The 24,689-nt window shown below is 63.3% G+C and carries 25 protein-coding genes; 12 read left to right on the forward strand and 13 right to left on the reverse strand.

The window, feature by feature from the left end; genetic code table 11:
• Positions 1 to 16: 16 nt before the first annotated feature.
• The 7 genes from murA to BC443_RS16330 form a co-directional block, all read right to left on the reverse strand.
• Complete coding sequence (gene murA, locus BC443_RS16300; RefSeq protein WP_071232889.1) at positions 17 to 1,279, reverse strand: UDP-N-acetylglucosamine 1-carboxyvinyltransferase; 1,263 nt, start codon at positions 1,277 to 1,279, stop codon at positions 17 to 19.
• Between the two features lie 57 nt (positions 1,280 to 1,336).
• Complete coding sequence (locus BC443_RS16305; RefSeq protein ID WP_071232890.1) at positions 1,337 to 1,591, reverse strand: BolA family protein; 255 nt, start codon at positions 1,589 to 1,591, stop codon at positions 1,337 to 1,339.
• 145 nt (positions 1,592 to 1,736) lie between these two features.
• On the reverse strand, positions 1,737 to 2,099 hold the full coding sequence (locus BC443_RS16310) for an STAS domain-containing protein (protein ID WP_071232891.1): 363 nt from the start codon (positions 2,097 to 2,099) through the stop codon (positions 1,737 to 1,739).
• A complete protein-coding gene (locus BC443_RS16315) occupies positions 2,096 to 2,725 on the reverse strand; it encodes an ABC transporter substrate-binding protein (protein WP_071232970.1) in 630 nt (209 codons plus the stop codon). The genes BC443_RS16310 and BC443_RS16315 overlap by 4 nt, the downstream gene beginning before the upstream one ends.
• Before the next feature lie 89 nt (positions 2,726 to 2,814).
• A complete protein-coding gene (gene mlaD / locus BC443_RS16320; RefSeq protein ID WP_071232892.1) occupies positions 2,815 to 3,276 on the reverse strand; it encodes an outer membrane lipid asymmetry maintenance protein MlaD in 462 nt (153 codons plus the stop codon).
• Positions 3,273 to 4,055 (reverse strand): lipid asymmetry maintenance ABC transporter permease subunit MlaE, encoded by a 783-nt coding sequence (gene mlaE, locus BC443_RS16325; protein ID WP_071232893.1) that lies wholly within the window; start codon positions 4,053 to 4,055, stop codon positions 3,273 to 3,275. The genes mlaD and mlaE overlap by 4 nt, the downstream gene beginning before the upstream one ends.
• On the reverse strand, positions 4,052 to 4,867 hold the full coding sequence (locus BC443_RS16330) for an ATP-binding cassette domain-containing protein (protein ID WP_071232894.1): 816 nt from the start codon (positions 4,865 to 4,867) through the stop codon (positions 4,052 to 4,054). Before BC443_RS16330 ends, mlaE begins: the two co-directional genes overlap by 4 nt.
• Positions 4,868 to 5,067: 200 nt before the next feature.
• Here BC443_RS16330 and BC443_RS16335 point away from each other — a divergent pair, with 200 nt between their 5' ends.
• The 11 genes from BC443_RS16335 (at position 5,068) to BC443_RS16385 (ending at position 13,918) form a co-directional block, all read left to right on the forward strand.
• Positions 5,068 to 6,078 (forward strand): KpsF/GutQ family sugar-phosphate isomerase, encoded by a 1,011-nt coding sequence (locus BC443_RS16335; protein ID WP_071232895.1) that lies wholly within the window; start codon positions 5,068 to 5,070, stop codon positions 6,076 to 6,078.
• A 191-nt stretch (positions 6,079 to 6,269) separates the two neighbouring features.
• Entirely contained in the window at positions 6,270 to 6,899 is a 630-nt protein-coding gene (gene lptC / locus BC443_RS16340; RefSeq protein ID WP_071232896.1) for an LPS export ABC transporter periplasmic protein LptC, read from the forward strand.
• Positions 6,896 to 7,438, forward strand: coding sequence for a lipopolysaccharide transport periplasmic protein LptA (gene lptA, locus BC443_RS16345; protein ID WP_071232897.1), 543 nt, complete (start codon positions 6,896 to 6,898; stop codon positions 7,436 to 7,438). The genes lptC and lptA overlap by 4 nt, the downstream gene beginning before the upstream one ends.
• Before the next feature lie 100 nt (positions 7,439 to 7,538).
• Entirely contained in the window at positions 7,539 to 8,264 is a 726-nt protein-coding gene (lptB, locus tag BC443_RS16350; protein ID WP_071232898.1) for an LPS export ABC transporter ATP-binding protein, read from the forward strand.
• 149 nt (positions 8,265 to 8,413) lie between these two features.
• Positions 8,414 to 9,847 carry an RNA polymerase factor sigma-54 gene (locus tag BC443_RS16355; RefSeq protein ID WP_071232899.1) on the forward strand — a complete coding sequence of 478 codons (1,434 nt, stop codon included), beginning with the start codon at positions 8,414 to 8,416 and terminating at the stop codon, positions 9,845 to 9,847.
• A 131-nt stretch (positions 9,848 to 9,978) separates the two neighbouring features.
• Positions 9,979 to 10,287, forward strand: coding sequence for a ribosome-associated translation inhibitor RaiA (gene raiA / locus BC443_RS16360; RefSeq protein WP_071232900.1), 309 nt, complete (start codon positions 9,979 to 9,981; stop codon positions 10,285 to 10,287).
• Positions 10,288 to 10,296: 9 nt separating this feature from the next.
• Positions 10,297 to 10,779 (forward strand): PTS IIA-like nitrogen regulatory protein PtsN, encoded by a 483-nt coding sequence (gene ptsN / locus BC443_RS16365; RefSeq protein ID WP_071232971.1) that lies wholly within the window; start codon positions 10,297 to 10,299, stop codon positions 10,777 to 10,779.
• 2 nt (positions 10,780 to 10,781) lie between these two features.
• Complete coding sequence (rapZ, locus tag BC443_RS16370; RefSeq protein ID WP_071232901.1) at positions 10,782 to 11,738, forward strand: RNase adapter RapZ; 957 nt, start codon at positions 10,782 to 10,784, stop codon at positions 11,736 to 11,738.
• Positions 11,725 to 11,994, forward strand: a complete 270-nt coding sequence (locus BC443_RS16375; RefSeq protein WP_071232902.1) for an HPr family phosphocarrier protein — start codon at positions 11,725 to 11,727, stop codon at positions 11,992 to 11,994. Before rapZ ends, BC443_RS16375 begins: the two co-directional genes overlap by 14 nt.
• 108 nt (positions 11,995 to 12,102) lie before the next feature.
• On the forward strand, positions 12,103 to 13,458 hold the full coding sequence (gene mgtE / locus BC443_RS16380) for a magnesium transporter (RefSeq protein ID WP_071232903.1): 1,356 nt from the start codon (positions 12,103 to 12,105) through the stop codon (positions 13,456 to 13,458).
• A gap of 70 nt (positions 13,459 to 13,528) precedes the next feature.
• Positions 13,529 to 13,918 (forward strand): hotdog domain-containing protein, encoded by a 390-nt coding sequence (locus BC443_RS16385; protein ID WP_071232904.1) that lies wholly within the window; start codon positions 13,529 to 13,531, stop codon positions 13,916 to 13,918.
• Between the two features lie 197 nt (positions 13,919 to 14,115).
• Here BC443_RS16385 and pmbA read toward each other — a convergent pair whose 3' ends face one another.
• Positions 14,116 to 15,456, reverse strand: coding sequence for a metalloprotease PmbA (gene pmbA / locus BC443_RS16390; protein ID WP_071232905.1), 1,341 nt, complete (start codon positions 15,454 to 15,456; stop codon positions 14,116 to 14,118).
• A gap of 125 nt (positions 15,457 to 15,581) precedes the next feature.
• Between pmbA and yjgA the strand changes: the two genes are divergently transcribed.
• Positions 15,582 to 16,097 carry a ribosome biogenesis factor YjgA gene (gene yjgA, locus BC443_RS16395; RefSeq protein ID WP_071232906.1) on the forward strand — a complete coding sequence of 172 codons (516 nt, stop codon included), beginning with the start codon at positions 15,582 to 15,584 and terminating at the stop codon, positions 16,095 to 16,097.
• 105 nt (positions 16,098 to 16,202) lie between these two features.
• Here yjgA and tldD read toward each other — a convergent pair whose 3' ends face one another.
• The 5 genes from tldD to mreD all read right to left on the reverse strand — a co-directional run bounded on the left by tldD (position 16,203) and on the right by mreD (position 24,689).
• Positions 16,203 to 17,657 (reverse strand): metalloprotease TldD, encoded by a 1,455-nt coding sequence (gene tldD, locus BC443_RS16400; protein ID WP_071232972.1) that lies wholly within the window; start codon positions 17,655 to 17,657, stop codon positions 16,203 to 16,205.
• Between the two features lie 11 nt (positions 17,658 to 17,668).
• Entirely contained in the window at positions 17,669 to 21,670 is a 4,002-nt protein-coding gene (locus BC443_RS16405; RefSeq protein ID WP_170835896.1) for an AsmA-like C-terminal region-containing protein, read from the reverse strand.
• 28 nt (positions 21,671 to 21,698) lie between these two features.
• Positions 21,699 to 23,162 carry a ribonuclease G gene (rng, locus tag BC443_RS16410; RefSeq protein ID WP_071232908.1) on the reverse strand — a complete coding sequence of 488 codons (1,464 nt, stop codon included), beginning with the start codon at positions 23,160 to 23,162 and terminating at the stop codon, positions 21,699 to 21,701.
• A gap of 256 nt (positions 23,163 to 23,418) precedes the next feature.
• Positions 23,419 to 24,021 (reverse strand): Maf family protein, encoded by a 603-nt coding sequence (locus tag BC443_RS16415; protein ID WP_071232909.1) that lies wholly within the window; start codon positions 24,019 to 24,021, stop codon positions 23,419 to 23,421.
• 188 nt (positions 24,022 to 24,209) lie between these two features.
• Positions 24,210 to 24,689 carry a rod shape-determining protein MreD gene (gene mreD, locus BC443_RS16420; protein ID WP_071232910.1) on the reverse strand — a complete coding sequence of 160 codons (480 nt, stop codon included), beginning with the start codon at positions 24,687 to 24,689 and terminating at the stop codon, positions 24,210 to 24,212.

The following is a 24,689-nucleotide window of genomic DNA, read 5'->3' on the forward strand; positions in this document are numbered from 1 at the left end:
TCTCTCTTGCCGTCGCCTAACCCGGCACGCGACGAATGCGCGCGCCCAGTAGCTGCAATTTCTCTTCGATGCACTCGTAGCCGCGGTCGATGTGATAGATCCGGTCTACCATCGTCTCACCCTGAGCCACCATCGCCGCGATGACCAGGCTTGCCGAAGCCCGCAGATCGGTCGCCATCACCGGCGCGCCGGACAGCTTTTCGACACCGGTCACGACCGCCGTGTTGCCCTCGAGAGCGATATGCGCCCCCATGCGATTGAGCTCCTGCACGTGCATGAAGCGGTTCTCGAAGATCGTCTCGACCACCGTGCCGGTCCCTTCGGCCACCGCATTCAGCGCCACGAACTGCGCCTGCATATCGGTGGGGAAAGCCGGATAGGGCGCGGTACGAAGGTTGACGGCCTTGGGCCGGCGCCCGCCCATGTCGAGCTCGATCCAGTCCTCGCCGGTGGTGATGGTCGCCCCGGCTTCCTCGAGCTTGGCCAGCACCGCCTCCATGATGTCCGCGCGGGTCTTGCGCACGCGAACCCGCCCACCGGTCGCGGCGGCGGCGACAAGAAACGTCCCCGTCTCGATACGGTCCGGCATCACATCATAGTGGCAGCCGTGGAGGCGCTCGACACCTTCGATGGTGATGGTATCGGTGCCCTGCCCACGGATGTTGGCGCCCATGGCGATCAGGCACTCGGCCAGATCGACCACTTCCGGCTCGCGCGCGGCATTTTCGAGTATCGTCGTGCCCTCGGCCAGCGTGGCCGCCATCAGCAGATTCTCGGTGCCGGTCACAGTCACGGTATCGAAGAAGATCGTGGCACCCTTGAGCCGGCCATCGACGCGGGCGCGGATGTAGCCTCCCTCGACGGTAATGTCGGCCCCCATCGCCTCGAGCCCCCGGATATGCAGGTCGACCGGCCGGGAGCCGATGGCGCAGCCCCCCGGCAGCGACACGTCGGCGGTACCGAAATGCGCCAGCAGCGGACCGAGCACCAGAATCGAAGCGCGCATCTTCTTGACCAATTCATAAGGTGCGTGGCAGTCGCGCACCTGCGAACCGTCGATCTGGATGCTCATTTTCTCGCCCATGACCGGCTCGATGCCCATTCGGCCGAGCAGTTCGAGCGTCGTGGTGATGTCCTGAAGGTGCGGCAGGTTGCCGATGGTAACGGGCTCGTCGGCAAGTAGCGTCGAGGCCAGAATCGGCAGCGCGGAATTCTTCGCCCCGCTGGCCCAGACCTCGCCATCGAGCGGCCCATTACCGGTGATGATCAGCTTGTCCATGAAGGTTCGCTATAGAATCGAATAGAGATGACCGGCCCGAGAGGCCCAGAAGGAAGATCAGACGCCGGGATTCTCGGGCGCCGTTTCCCACTGGGCAGGCGTATACGTCTTGATGCTGATGGCGTGCAGCGCGCCGGAGGCGATCTCGTCGACCAGGGCACCGTAGATCAGTTGCTGGCGCTTGACCGGGCTCATGCCCTCGAAAACCTCGCCCACGGCGATGACCTGAAAGTTGCAGCCTTCGCCCTGGATATGAAATTCACAGCCATCGATCTGGCTTTCGAGACGGCTTTTGACATCGCTGGGTTGCATGACGATCGGGCTCCCTTGTGGCTGCTGCGCCGGATGCGCAGGGAAAGCGCCACATGGTAGCGGAAAGCGCCCCGTCTTGGCGATCTTGGCGGTGTGCAAAAACGCCGCAAGCCACCGTTTCACTCAAGGACTGCGGATCGTGTATCTAACGCGGAGTCTGCATCGGTTCGACGCAGGTCGTCTCGACGGCCGGCAGCAGCGGCGCCAGTTCCGTGATATCCATCAGCCGTTTCAAGGCCGATGACAGCGCCACCCGCTGCAGGCTCAGCGAGTGACGCTGCACGCTACGCACCCACACCAGCAGCACGCTGAGTACCGCACTGCTGGGGATCTGCACGCCGGTCAGGTCGAAGGAGACCTTGGCGTTTTCCGGCTGATCCGCCAGCCAGTGGCGCCCCGCCTGGGCCAGCGGGCCAGCGCTGTCGAAGTCCGCCTCGCCGCGAATCGTCAGCACGTTGCCGTCGACGACTTCCAGCGTGGCGTCCTCGCGTTCGAGCAGCAGACTCACGCGTCGCCGCCCTTTTCAAGCTCGTCGGTACCGACTTCCGGCGCCCAGTTGTTGATCACGGTCTCGATGTCACGATTGTTGTCACGCATCGACTGATCGAACTGGTTACGGAACGTCAGGCCGAGGTTGATGCCATTGACGATCACGTTGATCACCTTCCACTGGCCATCGTTCTGGCGAAGCGTGAAATTGACCGGGAAGGTTTCACCACTGGTGGAAACCACCTCCATGGGGACCGATGCCTGGTCCTCGTAGCGTCCGGCGTTCTCGCTCTCCTTCACCCGGAGCGTCTGGTAGTCGAACGTCACCAGCCCCTTGGCATAGGTGTCGATCAATGTCTTGCGGAAGACGTTGACGAACCGAGACCGCTGCTCCGGCGTGGCACCACGGAAATAGCGCCCCATGACGCTGGCGCCGATGTAACGGAAATCGGCCACTTCCGCCATGTTGGTATCGACGAGCTTGGCGAGCTCACCCTCGTGCTGAGCGTAGTAGTCCTTCTTGCCCTCCAGCTCGGACATCAGCGAATCGACGCTCTGCTGAATCACCTGGGTCGGCGATTGCTGGGCCTGGGCCACCGGCGCGACGCTCGCCAGACACATTGCAACGAGGGCAACACCTGCCATCCAGGCCCTGCTCAGGCCTGAGACGCGCTTCGGCGCCGCCGAGTCATACCGCGCAAAACTCATGTTCATCATCGACTCCTCGTCTGAAATCAATTGGCCATGTTCGACACGAACTGCTGGATGAGTTCCTCCAGCACCAGCGCCTGCTGGGTGTCGTGGATGACGTCACCGTCATGCAGCATCTCCGGCGCCCCGCCCACGGTCAGGCCGATGTACTGCTCGCCCAGCAGACCGGAGGTCAGGATGGCCGCAGTGGTGTCATTGGAAAGCTTGCCTTCGTATTCCGAATCCAGCTCCATGGTGACCTTGGCATCGAACCACTTGGGGTCGAGCTGGATATTGGTCACCTTGCCGACGCGCACACCGGACATGGTGACCTTGGATTGCGGCCGCAACCCGCCAATGTTGGCGAAATTGGCCGTCAGCGTGAAGGTGTCGTTGGGCACGCCAATGCCCAGACCGCTGACCCTGAGCCCGAGGAACACCAGCCCCAGAATGCCTGCCAGCATGAAAATGCCGACGCCCAGTTCCAACAAGTTGTTGCGCTTCATCCGAGGTCTCCAAACATCAGCGCGGTGAGCACGAAATCGAGGCCCAATACCGCCAGCGAGGCGTATACCACCGTGCGGGTGGTCGCGCGCGAAATACCTTCCGAGGTGGGAATCAGGTCATAGCCCTGGAAGACCGCGATCCAGGTCACGACCAGCCCGAACACCAAGCTCTTGATCATGCCGTTGAGCACATCGTCGACGAAGTCGACGCTGTCCTGCATGTTGCTCCAGTAGGAGCCCTCGTAGACGCCGAGCCAGTCGACGCCGACCAGATACCCGCCCCAGATGCCGACCACGGCGAACATCACCGTCAGAATGGGCAACGAGACGAAACCGGCCCAGAGTCGAGGCGCCACGATGCGACGCAGCGGATCGACGCCGATCATCTCCATGCTGGTGAGCTGCTCGGTGGCTTTCATCAGACCGATTTCGGCGGTCAGCGCCGATCCCGCGCGGCCGGCGAACAGCAGCGCGGCGACCACGGGAGCCAGCTCACGAACCAACGACAACGCCACCATCTGCCCCAGCGCCTCGTCGGCACCAAAGCCGACCAAAATGGTAAAGCCCTGTAGCGCTAGCACCATGCCGATGAACAGCCCCGACACCAGCACGATCGCCCCCGACATCACGCCGACGAAGTGCATCTGTCGGACCCAAAGATGAAAGCCCTCGCGAGATGGCAGGCAAACGATCGACTGGACCAGAAACAGCCCGGCCCGGCCGATCGAACTCACGATATCGAGCGTCGCCCGCCCGAGCGCATGGATATGTCGCATCATGAGAACTGCCCCGCCGGCGCCAGGATGTCGTCGAAGAAATCCGGTGCCGGGTAATGGAACGGCACCGGGCCGTCGGGTTCGCCATGCACGAACTGTTTCACATGGGCGTCATCATTGACGTCCAGCGTCTGCGGAGTGCCGTGCGCCATGACCTTGCCATCGGCGATGATGTAGACGTAGTCCGCGATCGACAGCGTCTCCTTGATGTCATGGGAGACCATCACGGCGGTCAGCCCAAGCGCCTGGTTGACCTTCTTGATCAACTGCACCAATACCCCCATCGAAATCGGATCCTGGCCGACGAAAGGTTCGTCGTAGAGCACCAGATCCGGATCCAGCGCCACCGCGCGAGCCAGCGCCACCCGTCGAGCCATGCCGCCGGACAGTTCGGATGGCATCAGGTGGCGTGCGCCACGCAACCCGACCGCCTGAAGCTTCATCAGCACGATGTCACGCACCATGGCGTTCGGCAGCTCGGTATGTACACGCAGCGGAAACGCGACGTTCTCGAACACGTCGAGGTCCGAAAACAGCGCGCCGCTCTGAAACAGCATGCCCATGCGACGGCGCAGCTTGAAAAGCGAACGCCGCGATAGCTGGTGTACGTCCTGGCCGTCGATCAGAACCTGCCCCCGGTCCGGCACCAGCTGACCACCGATCAACTTCAGCAGTGTCGTCTTGCCGGTTCCGCTGGGCCCCATGATGGCGGTTATCTTGCCGAGCGGAATCTGCAAGTCGACACCACGGAAGATATCCGTGTTGCCGCGGGAAAAATGCAGATCCTTGACCTCGACCATAATCGGATCATCCATGCAGCATCCACCAATCCAGTGAGATCAATTATCGAACATTGTATCCTAACCTTGACAGTAGCGACCAGCCGTCACTGAACAACCGTTACACCTGCTATCCTGCAAAGGGACGAATCATTAGACGATCGAAGGTATACTCTTGCGTATCGCGCCGCGCCGAGATCGCCCTGCGCCCACCATTCCACGACGACATTCATGCCATGACCGATCCCCGAGTCGCTTCCGCCGCGTCCCAGAGCAAACCCGCTACGCTAGATTTTCGCGCCAGCGCCAGACGCACGCTGACACTGGAACAGCAGGCCATTGGTGAACTCGTCGAGAAACTCGACGGCTGTTTCGACGCCGCCTGCAGATTGCTGCTCGACTGTCGTGGCCGCCTTATCGTGACCGGCATGGGGAAGTCCGGCCATGTCGCCCGCAAGATGGCAGCCACCCTGGCCAGCACCGGCTCGCCGGCGTTCTACGTACACCCCGGCGAAGCCAGCCACGGCGATCTCGGCATGATTACCGGCGACGACGTGGTCATCGCCCTGTCCAATTCGGGCGAAACTCAGGAAATCACCGGCCTGCTCCCGCTGTTCAAGCGCCTCGGCGCGCCGCTGGTCAGCTTGACCGGCCGGCCGGCATCCACCCTGGCGCGCTACAGCGACGTGCATATCGATGTCGGCGTCTCCCGCGAAGCCTGTCCCCACGATCTCGCGCCGACCTCTTCCACCACCGCCGCGCTGGCGATGGGCGACGCGCTGGCGCTGGCGCTGCTCGAGGCGCGCGGTTTCAGCGCCGACGATTTCGCCCTCTCGCATCCGGGCGGCACGCTCGGCAAACGCCTGCTGCTGCGCGTCGCCGACCTCATGCACGAAGGCAGCCGACTCCCCAGCGTTCCCACCGGCAGCCCGTTGCGAGAGGCGCTGCTGGAGATGACGCTCAAGGGCATGGGGTTCACCTGCGTCGTCGATGAACGCGGCCTGCTGGTCGGTGTCTATACCGACGGCGATCTGCGCCGAACGCTCGACCAGCGCGGCGATTTCACCCTGCTTCGTGTCGACGACGTCATGACCCGGGGTGGCAAGACGGCGACGCCCGACATGCTGGCCGCGGAAGCGGTAAGGATCATGGAGGACAATCGGATCACCGCACTGGCCGTGATCGAAGAGGGTGTCCCCGTGGGAGCGCTTCACATGCACGACCTGCTGAGAAGCGGAGTCATCTGATTCGTCGTCGAACATCCGATTCATCGTCGAACATCTGATTCGTCGTCGACGTTGTACCCTGATGGCATCGTCTCAATGAAATGACCATGTCGTTTCCAGCACCCGGACAACGATGCGGTTCGAGCCGTCAGAGCTCATAGATTCATCAACGCCAATTCGATCAAGGCTTTCGTTTAAGACAAGGAGCAACCGTGGCCAAGACAGCCGGATTTCAGTCACCCTGGTGGCGGCGCCTCGGCCTGTTGGCACTACTGCTGATACTGGGTGGCGGGCTGACCTATCTGGATCAGCGCGGCGAAGACCAGCAGGAGTCCGCCATCAGCAACACGGCGGGCGGCGAGCCCGACTACTACCTCGAAGATGCCAGAATGACGCGCTTCGATGCACAGGGGCGTGCCTATCAACGCCTGGATACGCCGCGGCTGGTACACACGCCTGCAGACGATGTCATTCGTACCGAGACACCCCACGGCTACCTCATCGACGACCAGCAGCGCCAATGGCAGGTAACCAGCGATACCGGCCAGTTGAGCCGGGGCGGCGAACAATTGACGCTGGAAGGCAATGCACGTCTGGTACAACCCGAACAGGCATGGAGCCTGGAAACGCAGACACTGCATTACGACAACCGCGAAGCCCACGCATGGAGTGACACGTCTTCTGTGTTACGTCAGCATGACCAGCGCATGCGCGGTGATCGCTTCGACGCCTGGATCGACGAAGACCGTATGCGCCTGACCGATAACGTGCAGGGGTACCTGCCACAGCAATCCCAATCACAGCAATCCCAGTCACAGCAATCTGAGGATCAAGGATCATGAGGCGAGAACTCGGCCAACTCCTGGTGCTTACCGCGCTGGGCTTCACCAGCCTTCCGACCATGGCACTGGAAAGCGATGCCAGCGCGCCGATCGAGATCGCCGCCGACCAGCTCGAGCTCGACGACCGTCAGGGTACCGCGGTCTATACCGGCAGCGTCGACATGCAGCAAGGCAGCATGAACCTGAAGGCCGCACGCGTCGACATCCAGCGAGCCGACGACGGCCAGGTCAGCCAGGTCACAGCCAAGGGCGGCGGTGGCGAGCGCGCCTATCTCGAACAGCGGCCGGCCCCCGACGAAGCGATCGTCAAGGGGTGGGGCGATACCGTCATCTATCATGCCGCCGAGCGCCGCGTGGAACTGGTCGGCAACGCCGAACTGCATCAGGCCGGCGACACCTTCGATGGCGCCTACGTCGAATACTATCTCGACTCGCGCCGCGTCCAGGCTCGTTCCAGCCAGGACGGCGACGGCAGCGGCGACGGTCGCGTTCGCATGACCCTCACGCCGCGCAACGCTTCCGAGCAGCCGTCCCAATAGTTCTTACAGTCATGACTCCAGAGAAGATTCGGGCTCTGTTTCCGACCATGCCCACCGGGCCCGAATCGCTCTGCGCCGCGTCGCCACAAGGACCGTATCCATGAAAACGCTAACGGCCGCCAATCTGGCCAAGAGCTACAAGGGACGTCGCGTCGTCCACGATTTCAGCCTGACCCTGCGCCAGGGCAGCATCGTTGGCCTGCTCGGCCCCAACGGCGCCGGCAAGACCACCTCCTTCTACATGATCGTCGGCCTGGTCAAGGCCGATGCCGGCAGCGTTCATATTGACGACCACGACCTCAGCCGTGCACCGATGCACGACCGGGCCCGAGCCGGGATCGGTTATCTGCCGCAGGAAGCCTCGATCTTTCGCAAACTGAGTGTCGCCGACAACATCATGGCCATTCTCGAGACGCGCAAGGATCTGGACCGCGCCGGGCGACGCGAACAGCTCGAGCGGCTGCTCGCCGATTTTCACGTCGACCATATTCGCGACAACCTCGGCATGAGCCTGTCCGGCGGCGAACGCCGGCGCGTCGAGATCGCCCGCGCGCTGGCCACGGAGCCGGCCTTTGTCCTGCTCGACGAGCCCTTCGCCGGCGTCGATCCGATCTCGGTCGGTGATATCAAGAGCATCATCCGCCAGCTCCGCGATCGGGAGATCGGCGTTCTCATCACCGATCACAACGTGCGCGAAACGCTGGACATCTGCGACAACGCCTACATCGTCGGCGACGGACAGATCATTGCCGAGGGCCGCCCGGATGCCATCCTCGACAACCAGCGCGTTCGCGACGTCTATCTTGGCCACGAATTCCGGTTATAATCCGATTTCCCGCCCTATCCTGTTTCTTTCCGGCGGCCAGCCCTACCTGAGCCGCCCTTAGTGGCATGTTTCTTGCATAAATCGTTGCATGTCGTCAGATCAATCAGTAACGTGGCTATTCCCTCGTTGATTATGACGTCCGTTTCGCCATGTCCATGAAGCCTTCGCTGCAACTCAGAGTCGGCACGCAGTTGACCATGACGCCTCAGCTTCAGCAGGCGATTCAACTGCTGCAGCTGTCGACGCTCGACCTGTGCCAGGAGATTCAACAAGCGCTCGAATCCAATCCGATGCTGGAGCTGGAAGAGCCGTACTCGGAGCAGGAGACCCAGGAGACGCCGGAAGACGACTGGTCCAGCGACATTCCCGAAGAGCTGGCGCTCGACAGCGACTGGAGCGACACCTATCAGGACGCCACCGCCGGATCGCTGGGCAGCAGCAGTGGCAGCGAAGAGGCGCCGGATTTCGACCGCAACGCCGCTGCCACCAGTCTGCACGACCACCTTTTGTGGCAGATGGCGATGGGCGATTTCGACGACCGCGAGCGCGAGCTGGGCGAATGTCTGATCGACGCGATCAATGACGACGGCTACTTCACCGGCTCGCTCGACGAGCTGGCCCTCAGCCTCCGCACCCAGCGCGGCGACCGCGTGACCACGGCGGATCTCGAACACATGCTGATGCGCCTGCAGCAGTTCGACCCCACCGGGGTCGGCGCCCGCGACCTGCGCGAATGCCTGCTGCTCCAGCTCGGCACGCTGGACACGGATACCCCGCTGCTGCCACAAGCCAAACGCCTGGTGCGCCAGTTTCTTGAGGCCTTGGCTGGCAACGATCGGCGACTGCTCAAACGCCGACTGCGGCTCGAGGACGACGAACTCGACAGCGTCATCGCAATGATCCGCACGCTCGAACCACGCCCCGGGCAGCGCTTCGATACCAGCCGCGACGACTACGTGATTCCCGACCTCGTCGCCACGCCCTCCCCCGAGGGCTGGCGCATCGAGCTCAACGCCGAGGCGCTGCCGCGTCTGCGCATCCAGCCCGACTACGCCGCCCTGATCAAGCGCGCCGACAAGAGTGACGACAACACCTTCCTGCGCCAGCATCTGCAAGAGGCCCGCTGGCTGCTCAAGAGCCTGTCGAGCCGCAACGACACGCTGCTGCGTGTCGGCCGGGAGATCATGTCGCGCCAGGTCGATTTCCTCGAGCGCGGCGAAGAAGCCATGAAGCCGCTGATCCTGGCCGATATCGCCGGTAGCGTCGACATGCACGAGTCGACGATTTCCCGTGTCACGACCCAGAAGTACATCCACACGCCACGCGGCGTGTTCGAGCTCAAGTACTTCTTCTCGAGCCAGGTGGGCGGTCAGCGCGGGGAAGGCGACAGCTATTCGAGCACGGCGATTCGCGCCCGGATCAAGAAGTTCATCGGCGAAGAGCCCCCCAGGAAGCCGCTCTCGGACAGCAAATTGGTCGAATTGCTTGCCCAGTCCGATATCTGCGTTGCCAGGCGCACCGTGGCCAAATATCGGGAAGCCATGGGCATTCCCTCGTCCAGCGAACGCAAGCGCCTTTCCTGACGTCCCGACTGCACGACGAGGCAAAATCGATCCAGGGCTCGCCAAACCGGGCGATATCGATCACGATGCCTTTGCAGTGACCTGAAAAGGGTTACAATCAAAAGTGCCATCTGCCGCAACAGGAGTGTGTCATGCAAGTGAACGTTACCGGCCACCATGTCGAGCTGACCGATGCCCTCCGGGACTATGTCGGAGAAAAACTCGTTCGTTTGGAGCGTCACTACGACAACATCACCAATGTTCAGGTCACCCTGAGTGTCGAGAAGGAGCGCCAACAGGCAGCCTGTACCCTGCATGCCGCAGGCGGCGATCTGCACGCCGAAGCCAGCGATACCGACATGTATGCCGCCATCGATTCACTGGCCGACAAACTCGACCGTCAACTGGTCAAACACAAAGAGAAGGCACAAGCCCGCGCCCAAGGCGCCGGCGCCCGTTAACGCCTGATGATGACACTGGAAAGCATTCTGCCTCCCGAACGCACCCTTTACGGGGTCACGGGGGGCAGCAAAAAACGTCTGCTGGAATTTTTCAGCACCTTCATCGCCCAAAACACACCCAGCCTGGACAGCCAGGAAGTCTTCAGCCGCCTGATCGGCCGTGAGCGACTGGGCAGCACGGGGATCGGCAACGGCGTTGCCATCCCCCACGCGCGCAGCCCTCACTGCAAGGGGCCGATCGCGGGATTCATGCGCCTGAAGGACGCCATCGACTTCGACGCGATCGATGGTGAACCGGTGGATCTGGTATTCGTGCTGCTGGTACCGGAGGAAGCGGACGATACCCACCTTTCGCTACTGGCCGAAGTCGCCGGCGTCATGAATCAGGGCAGCGTCAGACAGCAGTTGCGTCACGCAGAGACTCAGCAAGCGCTGCACGACGCGCTGATCGATGCCATCCGTCATCACCAACCCAGCGATAACGGCTACTAGAGATGCAACTCGTCATCATCAGTGGTCGCTCCGGTTCGGGAAAATCGATCGCCCTGCAGGCACTGGAAGACCTGGGCTACTATGCCATCGACAACCTCCCGGCCAACCTGCTGGCGCCACTGATCGACGAACTGCGCAGCGCCCCGCCCACACGCCCCAACGTGGCGGTCAGTATCGATGCCCGCAACCTGCCGGAAGCGCTGGAGCGCTTCCCGGTCCTGTTGAACGCAGTACGTGAACGCGGAATCGACACGCAGGTCGTCTATCTCACCGCCGATGCCAAGATTCTGCTGGAACGCTACTCGGCGACCCGACGACGCCACCCGCTGACCCGCGGCAACGACATGACCTTGGCCGAGGCGATCGATCACGAGCAGGAATATCTTGCACCGATTCGCCGCATGTCCGATCTGGTGATCGATACTCAGGGGCTCTCGGTCCACGAACTCCGTGCACGGATCGGAGAACAGGTCGCCAGGCACACCGGTGGCCGTTTGACGTTGACCTTCGAATCCTTCGGCTTCAAACGTGGCGTTCCGCTGGATGCCGACATGGTGTTCGACGCGCGCTGCCTGCCCAACCCGTTCTGGGATCCCGGGTTGCGTGCCTATGACGGCCGCGACGCTCAGATCGTCGAATTTCTGGAAACCTATCCCGACGTCCACGCCATGGCCGGCGACATCCATGCCTGGCTGGACCGCTGGCTGCCGGCCTACCTGGCCAGTCACCGCAGCTATCTGACGGTGGCGATCGGTTGCACCGGTGGCCAGCACCGTTCGGTCTACCTGATCGAGCGCCTGGCCCGCCATTTCCACCATGAATCCGCCGACATCCGACTTCGCCATCGCGAACTCGGTATCCATACCGCCCTCTCGCAGGGTTCCACACCGCGAGAGCCGGCGCCGCAGGATGCACCATCAAAAGACGCAGGATCACTCAAGCGCGATGCCGACACGTGAACTTCGCCTGACCAATCGTCGCGGACTGCATGCCCGTGCCGCCACCAAACTGGTCCAATGCTGCCAGCCCTTCGCCGTCCGTGTGGCGATTCATCACCGTGAACGCCAGGCCGATGCCGCCAATATCATGTCTCTACTCATGCTGGCCGCGCCTTGCGGAACCGAGTTGACCGTGACGACCGAAGGCGACGATGCAGACGCCGCCATGGAGGCCATCATCGAGCTTTTCGAGGCGCGTTTCCACGAGGACGAGTAGCTCCCGCTCCTTCCACAGCGTTCGTGAACAGCGTTTTCCATCCTCGTCATTTTGCTCGACGATGGTAGAATGCTCATCCCGCCAGTCGTTCAAGGATGACCGTTCAGGATGAGCAACAATCCCGAAAAGCTGCAGCCACGGCTGGCCAAGCTCAACGAAGCTCTTGAAAGCGGCGCGCTGGATCAGGCACGGCGCATGCTCAATCGCGGCCTGGCGCCGGTGGATGTCGCCCATCTGCTCGAGTCCAGCCCGCCCAAGGAACGCGAGATTCTCTGGGGCCTGCTGGACCCCGAGCTGCATGGCGACGTGCTGCAGTATCTGGGCGATGACGTCCAGATCGAATTCCTCAACCGCATGGATGCCGAACAGCTGCTGACGGCGACCGAGGGTCTCGATGTCGACGACCTCGCCGACCTGCTGCAACAGCTACCCAATACCGTCATCCAGGAAGTCCTCCAGTCGATGGAGGCGCAGGAGCGCCAGCGGGTCGAAGCGGTCCTCTCTTACCCGGAGGACACCGCCGGCGGCCTGATGAACCCGGACGCGATCACCATTCGCCCGGATATCACGCTGGATGTGGTCCTGCGCTACCTGCGCCGCCACGAGCGCCTGCCCGATGCCACCGACACCCTGCTGGTCGTCACGCGTCGTGACGAGCTGATCGGCATTCTGTCGCTCAACCGCCTGCTGGTCTCCGATGTCTCGGTGCTGGTGCGCGAGGTCATGGAAACCGACTTCCACTCGATACAGGCCACCGCCTCGGACAGCGACGTCGCGACGCTGTTCCAGAAGCATGACCTGATCTCGGCGCCGGTGGTCGGCATCGACGGCAAACTGCTCGGCCGTATCACCATCGACGACGTGGTCGACGTCATCCGCGAGGATGCCGAGCACCAGGTCATGAGCATGGCCGGTCTCGACGAGGACGAAGACACCTTCGCCCCGGCGCTGCGAACGAGCCGTCGCCGGGCGTTCTGGCTCGGTATCAACCTGATCGCGGCAACGATCGTCTCCATCGCCATCGGCTTCTTCGAGGACACCATTCAGCAGATCGCGGCCCTCGCGGTGCTGATGCCGATTGTCTCCAGCATGGGCGGTATCGCCGGCTCGCAGACGCTGACCGTGCTGATTCGCGGCATTGCGCTGGGCCACGTCTCCGGCGCCAACGTGCGCTGGCTATTGATCCGCGAACTGCTCGTCGGCATGACCAACGGCCTGATCTGGGCCGTGGTCGTGGGCACCATGTCGGTCTTCCGCTTCGACGACATCCGGCTGGGGCAGATCATCGCCATGGCGATGGTCATCAACCTGACCGTCGCCACGATGGCCGGCACCCTGATCCCGGTACTGCTCAAGAAATTCAAGATCGACCCAGCGCTATCCGGCGGCGTGCTGCTGACGACCATTACCGACGTGGTCGGCTTCGTCGCCTTCCTGGGTCTGGCGACCGCCTTTTACCTGTAACGACCCGGCAGGCCCGATCATCGAACCCAGGCGGGCCACGACGCCGGGTGATGCCAACGAGGAGCAGCGGATGAACTTTCATACCCGCAAATGGATCAAGCCCGAGGATCTCAATCCCAACGGTTCACTGTTCGGCGGAAGCCTGCTGCGCTGGATCGACGAAGAAGCCGCGATCTACGCCATCATCCAGCTGGGCAACGCCCAGGTCGTGACGAAGTACATCTCCGAGATCAACTTCGTCTCCAGCGCCCGCCAGGGGGATATCATCGAACTCGGCATTACCGCCACGCACTTCGGCACCACCTCGATCACGCTGGAATGCCACGTGCGCAACAAGATCACCCGCAAGAGCATCCTGACGATCGACAGAATGGTCTTCGTGAATCTCGGCGAAGACGGCACCCCCGCACCCCACGGTCGCACCGAGATTACCTATATCAAGGACCGCCTTGAGGGCTGAAGCCGCGAGCCGCGAAACCAGAATGCGGTTCCTGTCGGGAAAAACAAAACGTCAGCGACACCGTCGCTGACGTTTCTCGTAGCTCGTAGCTCGTAGCTCGTAGCTCGTAGCTCGTAGCTCGTAGCTCGTAGCTCGTAGCTCGTAGCTGCTGTTTAGCGCCCCGAAGCCAGCGCAGTCGTAGCCCGTAGCTCCAGCGTCTACTGCCCCGCGATGGTCATCGAGTCGAGCAGCCAGCTACCGGTCTGGATGCTGCCGCGGCGGTCGATGTCGTCACCCACGCCCTGCAGGCCGGCGAACATATCGCGCAGGTTGCCCGCCACCGTGAACTCCTCCACCGGATGAGAGATCTTGCCATTCTCGATCCAGAAGCCCGCAGCGCCCCGCGAGTAGTCCCCGGTCACTGAATTGAGCCCCTGACCCATCATTTCGGTCACCATGATACCCGTCCCCATCTGCTGCATCAGGTCTTTCAGCGAGGTGGTCGGTGCCTGGATGCGCACGTTACGCGCGCCGCCGGCGTTGCCGGTGGTCTCTAGCCCCAGCCGGCGAGCGCTATAGGCAGCCAGCATGTAGCTCGCCAGCCTGCCGCGATCGATGAAGACGTTGTCACGCGTGGCCACGCCGTCGCCATCAAACGCGGCACTCGCCAAGCCACCGAGCTCGCGCGGATGTTCGCCCAGCGAGAACCACTCGGGAAACAGCGTCTCGCCCAACTGGTCGCAAAGGAACGAGGATTCGCGATAAAGCGCACCGCCGGCAATGCTGTTGAGCAGGTTGCCGACCAATCCGCGCGCCATGTCCGGCGCCAGCAGCACCGGCAAACGGCCGGTCTTCGGGCGCTGGCCGCCCAGCCGGCGCAGAGTGCGCTCGGCGGCGCTGATGCCCACCGACTCGGGGCTTGCCAGATCGCTGGCCCGGCGCGCTGTGGTGAAATCATGATCGCGCTGCATGCCGTCCCCACTGCCCCCGATCAGCAGACACGAGAGCGAGTGCCGCGTGCCACGCTTGCTGCCCAGAAAGCCGTGACTGTTGGCGTAGACCGTGACCACCTCGGAAGAAGACAGGCTCGCTCCCTCCGAGTTGGTGATGCCCGGCTGCTCGCGGCCGGCCGTTTCGCAGCGCAACGCCAGCTCGATCGCCTCGTCCGTGCTCAACGCCCAGGGATGATGCAGATCCAGATCCGGCAGATCGGTCGCCATCAGTTCGGCATCCGCCAGCCCCGAAGCCGGATCCTCGCCGGTATATCGCGCAATCGAAATGGCTTTCTCGACCGCGGCACGAATGGAGGCATCGCCCGCGTCCGACGAGGAGGCGTTGCCCTTGCGGTTGCCCACGTACACCGTGACCGCAATGCCTTGATCGCGGGAGAGCTCCACGGTCTCGGTCTCGCCGAGACGCACGCTCACGCCCAGCCCCTGGTCGACGCTGGCACCCACCTCGCAGGCGTCCGCTCCCAGTCGTTTGGCGAGCTCCAGCGCCATGCCGGCGCGCTCCTCAAGACGCGACTGCTGCGCCTCGGCATTGAAAGCTTGACTCATCTCAGACTCCTGATTCATGAAACTCGGATCATCGACATTCGGACCTGGGTACGATGCACCCATGCGTTGGCGTGCGGGTTCACACTGATATACTGCGGCCTTCATTCGTCGCTTGGGGTAACAACATGGGCAAGGGTTCGGACAACGACATGGCTTTCGAGGACGACGCACCTCCCAGCAAGAGCCAGCTCAAACGCGAAATGCAGGAGCTGCAGGCACTGGGCGAACGCATCATCGCGCTGGACCCGGCCGTGCGCGCTCGACTGCCGCTATCCGACGACATGCGTGACGCTGTCGAGGAAACCGGGCGCATCCGTTCCCACGAAGGCCGCCGTCGCCACATGCAGTACGTCGGTAAGGTCATGCGCAAGGAAGATCGCGAGGCGATCCGGGCCGCCTTCGAGGAGATCGACCAGGAGCATGCCCAGCGCAACGCGGCTTTCCATCGGCTCGAGCAGCTCCGCGATCGCCTGATCGACGATGACGCCGCACTGGAGCCGTTCATCGAAGCGCATCCCCAGGTCGATCGCCAGGCACTGCGCCAGCTGATTCGCAACGCTCGCAGCGAGAAGCAGCGCGGCAAGCCGCCCGCCAGTTCGCGCAAGCTGTTCCAGCTGATTCGCGATACCGTCGGGCTCTGAGCGCCAGCCGCGACGCTCCGGCCTCGGCAAACAGTCGAGTTACGCATCCTCTGCACTCGTGGCTCGTGGCTCGTGGCTCGTGGCTCGTGGCTCGTGGCTCGTGGCCTAGGATGCCGTACCACCGACCGTGATCTCGTCCAGCTTCAGCGTCGGCTGGCCTACGCCGACCGGCACCCCCTGCCCCTCTTTTCCGCAGACTCCGATGCCGCTATCCAGCGCCATGTCGTTGCCGATCATCGAGACATGCGACATGGCCTCGGGACCATTGCCGATCAATGTGGCGCCCTTGACCGGTGCCGTGATCCTGCCGTCCTCGATCAGATACGCCTCGGAGGCGGAAAACACGAACTTGCCGGACGTGATGTCCACCTGGCCGCCGCCGAAGCTGACCGCATAAATGCCGCGCTTGACGCTCTTGACGATCTCTTCCGGATCGTCCTGGCCCGCCAGCATGTAGGTGTTGGTCATGCGCGGCATGGTGACGTGGGCGTAGGATTCCCGACGCGCGTTGCCGGTGGGCTTCATGCCCATCAGCCGGGCGTTGAGCTTGTCCTGCATGTAGCCGGTGAGAATGCCATCCTCGATCAGCGGCGTGTACTGGCCCGGCGTCCCCTCGTCGTCGATGCTGAGCGACCCGCGGCAATCGGTAAGCGTGGCATCGTCCACCACCGTGACGCCCTTGGCGGCGACCCGTTCACCCAGGCGACCGGAAAAGGAGGAGCTTCCCTTGCGGTTGAAGTCGCCCTCGAGCCCGTGACCCACCGCTTCATGCAGCAGGATACCGGGCCAGCCATTGGCCAGCACCACCGGCATCTGGCCCGCCGGCGCGGCCACCGCGTCCAGATTGACCAGTGCCTGGCGGACCGCTTCGCGAGCGTACTTGTCGGCCACGTTCTCGTCGCGCAATCGCTCCATGGAATAACGGCCGCCACCGCCGGCGCTGCCCCGTTCACGCTTGCCGTCCTTCGCGACGATCACGTTGACGTTGAAGCGCACCAGCGGACGGATGTCGGCCGCCAGCGTGCCATCGCTGGCGCATACCAGCACCACTTCGTGAACACCGGTCAACGATGCGCTGACCTGTGTCACGCTGGGGTCTGCCGCCCGCGCCACGCGATCCGCCTGCTTGAGCATGGCGATCTTGTCCTCGGCGCTCAACCCGCTCAACGGGTCGATGCCCTGATAGCGAGAGGCCGCCGCGGCGACCTGGATCGACTTCGGGGCGTGCCGCTGGCCGCTGCGGGCGATACCGGAAGCCGTGCGCCCGGTATCCAGCAGGGCATCCTGGCTGATCTGGCTGGAGTAGGCGAATCCGGTCTTCTCGCCGGAGAGCGAACGCACGCCGACGCCGCCATCGATGCTGTAGCTGGCGTCCTTGACCTCCCCATCCTCCAGTACCCACATCTCGTGCCAGGTGCGCTGGAAAAAGAGATCGGCGTAATCGATGCCGACGCCCATGGCGTGGCCGAGGCCGACATTCAACGATTCCACGTCCAGCCCACCCGGGGTCAACAACAGCGTCGACGCCTGCTTCAGGGCATCATCACTCGTTTGTCTCATCGGACTCAGTGTCATTGGGCACTTTCCAGGTTGATGTTCGGCGAGGACCAGGGGCCCTCGATGCGATAGTAAATCTGCGTCGCCCGATCCAGCCAGCGGCCGAACAACTGGTCGAAGACGAACAGGCCGACCCCGACCTGCGGCGCGCCGGCCATGACCGCGACGAGCGGCAGATTCTGGCTCACGGGAACGGTGATCCCGAGACGCTGATCCAGCGTCTGGCGATTGAGATCGACGCTGCCGGCCAGCGTGAACCGGGTCGCGGTGCCATCGATCACGATCGGCCCTTCGGTCTGCAGACGCCCGTTGTACAGGGTAGCGCTGCCGTTGAGGCCATTGAAAGAGGTACCGCCGCTGGTGACATCAGAGAAATCCAATTGCAGACGCCGCAGGATATTGTCGAGATTGAAAAGCCCCACCAGCTTGGCCCCGGACGAATGGATCTGACGCAGCCGCCCGTTGCCCATCGTGGCCTGAACCCGCCCCGTGGACAGCGGCAGGGCAAACTGCCAGGGCGCACCCGGCCAGGATAGCTGGAGATCGACCTCGGCGCTTTCACTGGTAATCGGCACCTGCTGATTCAGCACACGGAACACACTCCCGACATCGCCACCGCTGGCCTGTAGCCGGGCCCGGCTCAGGCTCGCGCTCCCGGCGGCTTCCCAGTCGAGCGATCCCGACAGGTCCAGCTCGCCCAGAGAAAGCGTCAATGGCTCGACGGACAACCGCTGCTCGTCGGCCTGCCAGGTCGCTTCCAACGGCCCGAATCGCTGCCCCTGGCGCTCGAACTCCGCGACGCGCACGTGGCCCGCTGGCGCCTTGGCAAGCTCTGCAGGCAGCGCAATCGGATGAGGCGCGACTTCGATCTCGCCCATCAGGTTCGATGCCTGGTCTTGATCTTCCGCTTTCCTGGGCGTCAGCGCATCGAGATTGAGTCGCTGCAGGTCGACATCGATCGGCATCGCTGCCTCCGGCTGCCAGCTGGCCTTGCCAACGGCGATGCCGCCATCGAGCGATAGCCGCCAGCCATTGGAAAGCGGTGCGGCGTCGACCTGCAAGCCCCCGAGACAGCGACCTTTCACCAGGATGCATGGCGTCGACAGCGCCACCCGTTTGAGCCCGTCACCCTCGTTCACAGGCTGGACGTCCGGATTTCCGACATCCTCTTCCAGCGTGGTCTCGGGGCGGCTTTCCGGCGTCGAATTCGCCTCCGTAACCCCCAACTGGGTCAGCGCCTGGACCCACCGCTGCGTATCCACGCGGTCCGGGCGCCACAGCACATACCAGCCCGGCTCGCTGGGCCAGGCCGCCTGTTTGCCCGGCCACCCTTCCAGCCATACCTGCCCCTGCGCCTGATCCTCGATCGTGCGCCAGCGCGCGTGCCCCCAGCTGCCCAGCGTCACGCTGCCGGTACCCGCGGCGATATCGGCATCGATCGCCAACGGCTCCCTAGCCTTGGGTACCTTGCCGAATGGCGGCGGCAATGCGATTGCCAGCCCCTGCAGGTCACTACGCAGCGTCAGGCTGATGCCGCTATTGGAATCGCCCTGGTCCTTGGAATCGCCCTGGTCCTCGAAAACCACGCTGGCCTGATAAGGGAAGGAACCGCTCAGCAGGCCATCGACACGGGCCAGACCGGCCCATTCGAGCAGCCCGCTCCCCCGCACCTGCCCCTCGAACGCGATACCGCTGGGGCCATTCTGGTAGCCACCGATGTTGAAGTGAGCCTGGGTCGATCCGTCGAAAGCACGGGCGTTCAGATCCCCCGTGACGTAGTCCTCGCCTTTTTCACGACGATAACGCAAGTCGCCGCCAATATCGTTCAGCGTCAATTGCAGTTCGGGAAAGGTCAGCCTCTTTGCGTCGACCTGCCCCTGGATATCGACCATCATGTCGGTCTCGGCATCGCTCTCCTCGGTCATCGGCATGGCGACATGAAGCCTGGCATCGACCGCGCCCTTGCTCTGCCAGCGCGAGAACGTTTCGCTCATCGACTCCAGCGGTGCGTGAGCCAGAAAATCCAGCACGCCGCCGCTACTGCCACTGACATCGCCGTCGATGCTCAGCTGCTTGTCGGCCAGCTTGACCACCGCGTTTCGCGTCGTCAGACCATGGCTGGTGGCATGTTCGATGTCGGCATCGAGATCCATGTTCTGCATCTGCAGGTGACCATAGACCCGCTCCAGTGCCGGCCAGTCCGGCGCGTACTGTAGCCGCCCGTCGGCGACGTCCAGCGACAGGGTGAAGTAGTCGTCCGGGTTGACGAACATCTTCCCTTCCGGCGCTTCCTTGTCGCTCAAGGTGACCGATAGCCCCAGCTTTCCCTGCTTGACGATGCCGCCGATATCGCCGCCGAACCACTCGCGCAGTTGCTCGTCATCGATCACCCGCGTCGGCAGCCACGACAGCACTCGCGAGTTTCGCGCATCGGCATTGGCAAAGGCGAGATCGAGGAGGAAGGTGCCGGGCTTGTCCTGGGCATCGTAGAGCGTCAGGCCGAACCGCCCTTCGGCACTAGCACCACGCCACCCCGCCTTGAGATTCTGGCCGCTGATGACGGCGCCCTGCCGAGTCAATTCGAAGTCGACCTGACCGCTGGCGTGGGAAAGATCCAGCGGATCGGCGTAGACGATGGGGATCGAGAACTGCGTCGATTCGTCTCCGGCAAAGGAAACCGTGCCACCACGCCCGCGATAGGTGACCCATGCATCGAGGGGGCCGCCACCGGGGATTTCGTTCCAGGCCGTTACCGAGGCTTTCTCGAGTGCACTCTGCGCATACCATTCCCCATGATCCTGCCCTACTTCGAGGCCGGCGACGTGACCGCGAGGGTCGAGCTGGATCAAGGTCTGGGAAAGCTCGAACGGCAGCGGCAGGTAGCGCAGGTAATCCGTCATGCCCGCCAGCTCGAAGGGCGCGCTGCGCAGCCGCCAGCCGCTGTCGGTGGATCGCGCCTGCAGCTGCTGCGGCCAGTCGATCGCCGCCAGCCCGGCATGGGAGAGCGTCAGGCCGTCCAGCCAGGCCTGCCAGTGGCCGTCCGTCCCTCTCTGCAGCCCCGCATCGAAGCCTAGCTGTGTCAGCGTCTCGGAGATTTCATTGCTGGTATCGACCACTCGGAGGGTTGGAATGTCCACGGATAGACGGCCGTCGCGCAATCCGCCGTCACGCCACTCTCCTGTCGCGGATGCCTGCCCGTCGATCTCTCCCAGCGCCCTGGCCCAGCCCGAACTCGCCACCGCCAGCGCCGGCGACAGCGCAGCCAGATCGAGCGTTCCGGCAAAGCGCGCCTCGGGATGACCGACGCCGCCGGGCGTATCCACGCCAGCGCCCTTGTCCTGGTCGCCGTTCCCGATCGTCAGATGTAGCTGCCCGGCGTGTTCGTTTCCGACAGCCAGCGTCGCCTGAATCGACGCCTGACTGCCTCGACTGGCCAGCGCCAGTTGCGATACCGAAACCCGCGCTTGCTCGCGCTGCCCATCCTGCTCGCGCTGTCCATGCAGCACCAGCGTGACATCCTCGAATGTCGCCTGCTGGCGCATCAGCGTGCGCAGCCAGCCATCGACGCCGAGTGAAGACGAAGATTTCGAATCGTCGGAACCGCCGAACCAGCGGCTGCCCGCGCCGTCCGGCCAGGCCCACTGTCCATCGGCGGTCTGGTAGAGATGCAGCGTCATGCCATCGATTTCGCCACCCCGAATCACCGGCACGCCCAGCTGCCAGCTCGCCAGAGTCTCGAGACGGCCTGCCGCGTGGTCGATACGGAACAGTGGCTGGCCGCTTTCGCTGGTCAGGCGAAGATCGTCGACTGCCAGACGAGGATTCCAGTGGTGAACTGCCAGCGACAGTCGGCCGAATTCGGCCTGGGCATCGAGCTGATGTTCCAGCGTCGAGGCAAGCCAGGGACTCAGCCTGTCGATCTGCCACGCCGCCAGTCGAACGCCGGTCGAGAGCACGGCGACGACGATGGCGACGAGAGCGACCAGCGTCAGCAGCCAGCGCCATGTCAATCGCAAACGAGTGATCCACGGACGGCTCATCGGCTCACATCAGTACGATGTCGTACTGTTCCTGGGAGTAGTGGGCCTCGACCTGAAAGCGGATGGTCTTGCCGATGAAGGACTCGAGATCGGCCACGGCGGCGGATTCCTCGTCCAGCAGACGATCGACCACGGATTGCGATGCCAGCACCATGTAGGTTTCCGGCGAGTAGGCACGCTCTTCGCGCAGAATCTCGCGGAAGATTTCGTAGCAGACCGTCTCCGGTGTCTTCAGCGAGCCACGACCCAGACAGGTCGGGCACGGCTCGCACAGCGTCTGCTCGAGGCTCTCTCGGGTGCGCTTGCGGGTCAGCTGCACCAGGCCCAGCTCGGTGACGCCGGTCAGCTTGTTCTTGGCGTGATCCCGCTCCAGCGACTTCTCGAGCACGCGCAGTACCTGACGCTGATGCTCGAGCTCTTCCATGTCGATGAAATCGATGATGATGATGCCGCCGAGATTGCGCAGTCGCAGCTGGCGGGCAATCGCGGTGGCCGCTTCCAGGTTGGTCTTGAAGATGGTCTCTTCGAGATTGCGATGGCCGACATAGCCGCCGGTGTTGACGTCGATGGTGGTCATCGCCTCGGTCTGGTCGATGACCAGATAGCCGCCGGACTTGAGCTGCACCTTGCGCCCCAGCGCCTTCTGAATCTCGTCCTCGACGCTGTAGAGATCGAAGATCGGCCGCTCGCCGGGATAGTACTCGATGCGCGACTCCATCGTCGGCATGAACTCCCGGGCAAACTCCTTGAGCTTGAAGTAGTTCTCGCGGGAGTCGATGCGCACCTTCTCGATCTGGTCCCGCATCACGTCGCGCAGGGTGCGAATGAACAGCGGCAGGTCATCGTAGATCGGCGTCGCAACCGGCGCCGTGGCGCGTCGCTCGGCGATCTTCTGCCACAGACGCTGCAGGAAGACCATGTCGGCGAACAGCTCTTCCTGGCCGACGCCTTCGGCGGCGGTGCGAATGATGAAGCCACCGCAGCCTTCGTCCGGCAGCTCGGCCTTGCCGCTCTCGACCAGCGCCTTCAGTCGCTCGCGCTCGGTATCGTCCTCGATGCGCTGCGACACGCCGACATGAGGCGAATCCGGCATGTAGACGAGATAGCGGGAAGGAATGGAGAGATGGGTCGTCAGCCGCGCGCCCTTGGAACCGATGGGGTCCTTGGTGACCTGGACCACCAGCGGCTGCCCCGCGTAAAGCAGATGACTGATCGAGGCCGGTTCTTCGTGGGGCGCATCGGGCGGCAGCACTTCGTTGACGTGGATGAACGCCGCGCGCTCGAGCCCGATATCGATGAAGGCGGCCTGCATGCCCGGCAACACGCGCACGACCTTGCCCTTGTAGATGTTGCCGACGATACCGCGGCGCCGGCTGCGTTCGATGAAGGCTTCCTGCAGCACGCCGTTTTCCACCACGGCAACCCGCGTCTCCATCGGAGTCAGATTGATCAGTACTTCACCGCTCATGCGGACATCCTTGTCAGAACCTGCCTACGATCTGCTGCGCGTCGGCCAGACATTGTTGAGTCGGAGCTTCGCGGAGACAACAGCCGGAGGCTGGCCCGTAGGGCGAGCGAAGCGAGTCAGACACTTTCGGAATGCTCATTTAACCCCATGTAAACTCCGCTTCCTAAAGTGTTTTCGCCCGAATTATCCAAAATCGAGACTCTAGCTCGCGAGGTCGTCAACGGATTCTCGCGAGTTGTTGGGGCCGTGCTCGGGATTATGACACAGCCCCGACACCATCCCACAAGGCGATGCCCTGAGCGCGCATGAGTCCCGCCGTCTCGTAAAGCGGCAGCCCGACGACCGCCGAATAGCTTCCTTCCAGGCGCTCGACGAAGATTGCGGCGCGGCCCTGTATCGCGTAACCGCCGGCCTTGTCCGCCGGCTCTCCCGTCGCCCAGTAGGCGGCCATTTCCGCCTCGTCGATGCGGCGCATGGACACCCGAGTGGCAACGAGACAGTCACGCATACCGTGGGCGCCGATCACTGCCACGGCCGAGAGCACGCGATGGGTCCGCCCGGACAGCGCCGCCAGCATCTCGCGGGCGTGCGTCTCGTCGTTCGGCTTGCCGAAGATGGCGTTATCGCAGACCACCACAGTGTCCGCGCCCAGCGTCGGCAACGAACTGTCGACGTGGCCCGCCTCGGCCTTCTCGCGGGCCAGCCGGGAAACGAAATCCTCGGGCGACTCGCCCTTGCGGCGCGACTCGTCGATATCCGTGGGCGCCACCTCCACCGCCACACCGATCGATGAGAGCAGCTCGCGCCGGCGCGGCGAGGCCGATGCCAGGCGCAGCATGGGAATAGCGGTAGAAAGCATCCGAAGGCTCCAGGTGAAGACAGACCGAGGAAACGCTGTATCAATCGTCGAGCAGGATGAAGTGGACGGCACTCCATCGCAAGACGCCCGGAGCGCAGCAACCGGAGCCTAGGGGATATAGGTGAGAATTCCGGTCGAGCTGGCGCTCCAGCATCGCTTCGCCTGCGCAGACATTTAGGCAGTGTTTTCTAACCGATCCCCAGCCGGCGCCGCACCACCTGCATCATGGTGAAGAGCCACGGCCACAGCAGCCCGCCGATCAGTGCCGGCAGCAGGAATTCCAGGCTGACGGAGATCGGCCCGAAGATCGTGCGCAGCCACTGCTCCACCAGCTGCGCGATACCCAGGAGGATGAACACCAGCACCGCCTGCTGCCAGATCGAGTAGACCCGGAAGCGCTGATAGAGCAGCAAGAAGAGATAGGCCAACAGCGAGAGCACCAGCGCATTCTGCCCCAGCGGCGCGCCCTCGATCAGGTCGAGCATCAGGCCCAGCACGAACCCATGCAGCACGCCGACCCGCTGCGGCGTGGCGACACACCAGTAGGCCAGCAACACGCCCAGCCAGTCCGGACGCCATACCAGCCAGGCATCCGGCAGCGGCATCACCTGCAGGCAAAGCGCCAGCAGCAGCGTGAACCAGACGAAGAGATAACCGAACGGGCCCAT

It is taken from the genome of Salinicola sp. MIT1003 (assembly GCF_001858555.1).
Taxonomy (GTDB): domain Bacteria; phylum Pseudomonadota; class Gammaproteobacteria; order Pseudomonadales; family Halomonadaceae; genus Salinicola; species Salinicola salarius.

Bases quoted from the DNA above. Each gene is read 5' to 3' on its own strand.
- murA (WP_071232889.1), bottom strand. From the start codon at position 1,279: ATGGACAAGCTGATCATCACCGGTAATGGGCCGCTCGATGGCGAGGTC.
- BC443_RS16305 (WP_071232890.1), bottom strand. From the start codon at position 1,591: ATGCAACCCAGCGATGTCAAAAGCCGTCTCGAAAGCCAGATCGATGGC.
- BC443_RS16315 (WP_071232970.1), bottom strand. From the start codon at position 2,725: ATGGCAGGTGTTGCCCTCGTTGCAATGTGTCTGGCGAGCGTCGCGCCG.
- mlaD (WP_071232892.1), bottom strand. From the start codon at position 3,276: ATGAAGCGCAACAACTTGTTGGAACTGGGCGTCGGCATTTTCATGCTG.
- mlaE (WP_071232893.1), bottom strand. From the start codon at position 4,055: ATGATGCGACATATCCATGCGCTCGGGCGGGCGACGCTCGATATCGTG.
- BC443_RS16330 (WP_071232894.1), bottom strand. From the start codon at position 4,867: ATGGATGATCCGATTATGGTCGAGGTCAAGGATCTGCATTTTTCCCGC.
- BC443_RS16335 (WP_071232895.1), top strand. From the start codon at position 5,068: ATGACCGATCCCCGAGTCGCTTCCGCCGCGTCCCAGAGCAAACCCGCT.
- lptA (WP_071232897.1), top strand. From the start codon at position 6,896: ATGAGGCGAGAACTCGGCCAACTCCTGGTGCTTACCGCGCTGGGCTTC.
- lptB (WP_071232898.1), top strand. From the start codon at position 7,539: ATGAAAACGCTAACGGCCGCCAATCTGGCCAAGAGCTACAAGGGACGT.
- BC443_RS16355 (WP_071232899.1), top strand. From the start codon at position 8,414: ATGTCCATGAAGCCTTCGCTGCAACTCAGAGTCGGCACGCAGTTGACC.
- raiA (WP_071232900.1), top strand. From the start codon at position 9,979: ATGCAAGTGAACGTTACCGGCCACCATGTCGAGCTGACCGATGCCCTC.
- ptsN (WP_071232971.1), top strand. From the start codon at position 10,297: ATGACACTGGAAAGCATTCTGCCTCCCGAACGCACCCTTTACGGGGTC.
- rapZ (WP_071232901.1), top strand. From the start codon at position 10,782: ATGCAACTCGTCATCATCAGTGGTCGCTCCGGTTCGGGAAAATCGATC.
- BC443_RS16375 (WP_071232902.1), top strand. From the start codon at position 11,725: ATGCCGACACGTGAACTTCGCCTGACCAATCGTCGCGGACTGCATGCC.
- mgtE (WP_071232903.1), top strand. From the start codon at position 12,103: ATGAGCAACAATCCCGAAAAGCTGCAGCCACGGCTGGCCAAGCTCAAC.
- BC443_RS16385 (WP_071232904.1), top strand. From the start codon at position 13,529: ATGAACTTTCATACCCGCAAATGGATCAAGCCCGAGGATCTCAATCCC.
- pmbA (WP_071232905.1), bottom strand. From the start codon at position 15,456: ATGAGTCAAGCTTTCAATGCCGAGGCGCAGCAGTCGCGTCTTGAGGAG.
- yjgA (WP_071232906.1), top strand. From the start codon at position 15,582: ATGGGCAAGGGTTCGGACAACGACATGGCTTTCGAGGACGACGCACCT.
- tldD (WP_071232972.1), bottom strand. From the start codon at position 17,657: ATGAGACAAACGAGTGATGATGCCCTGAAGCAGGCGTCGACGCTGTTG.
- rng (WP_071232908.1), bottom strand. From the start codon at position 23,162: ATGAGCGGTGAAGTACTGATCAATCTGACTCCGATGGAGACGCGGGTT.
- BC443_RS16415 (WP_071232909.1), bottom strand. From the start codon at position 24,021: ATGCTTTCTACCGCTATTCCCATGCTGCGCCTGGCATCGGCCTCGCCG.
- mreD (WP_071232910.1), bottom strand. From the start codon at position 24,689: ATGGGCCCGTTCGGTTATCTCTTCGTCTGGTTCACGCTGCTGCTGGCG.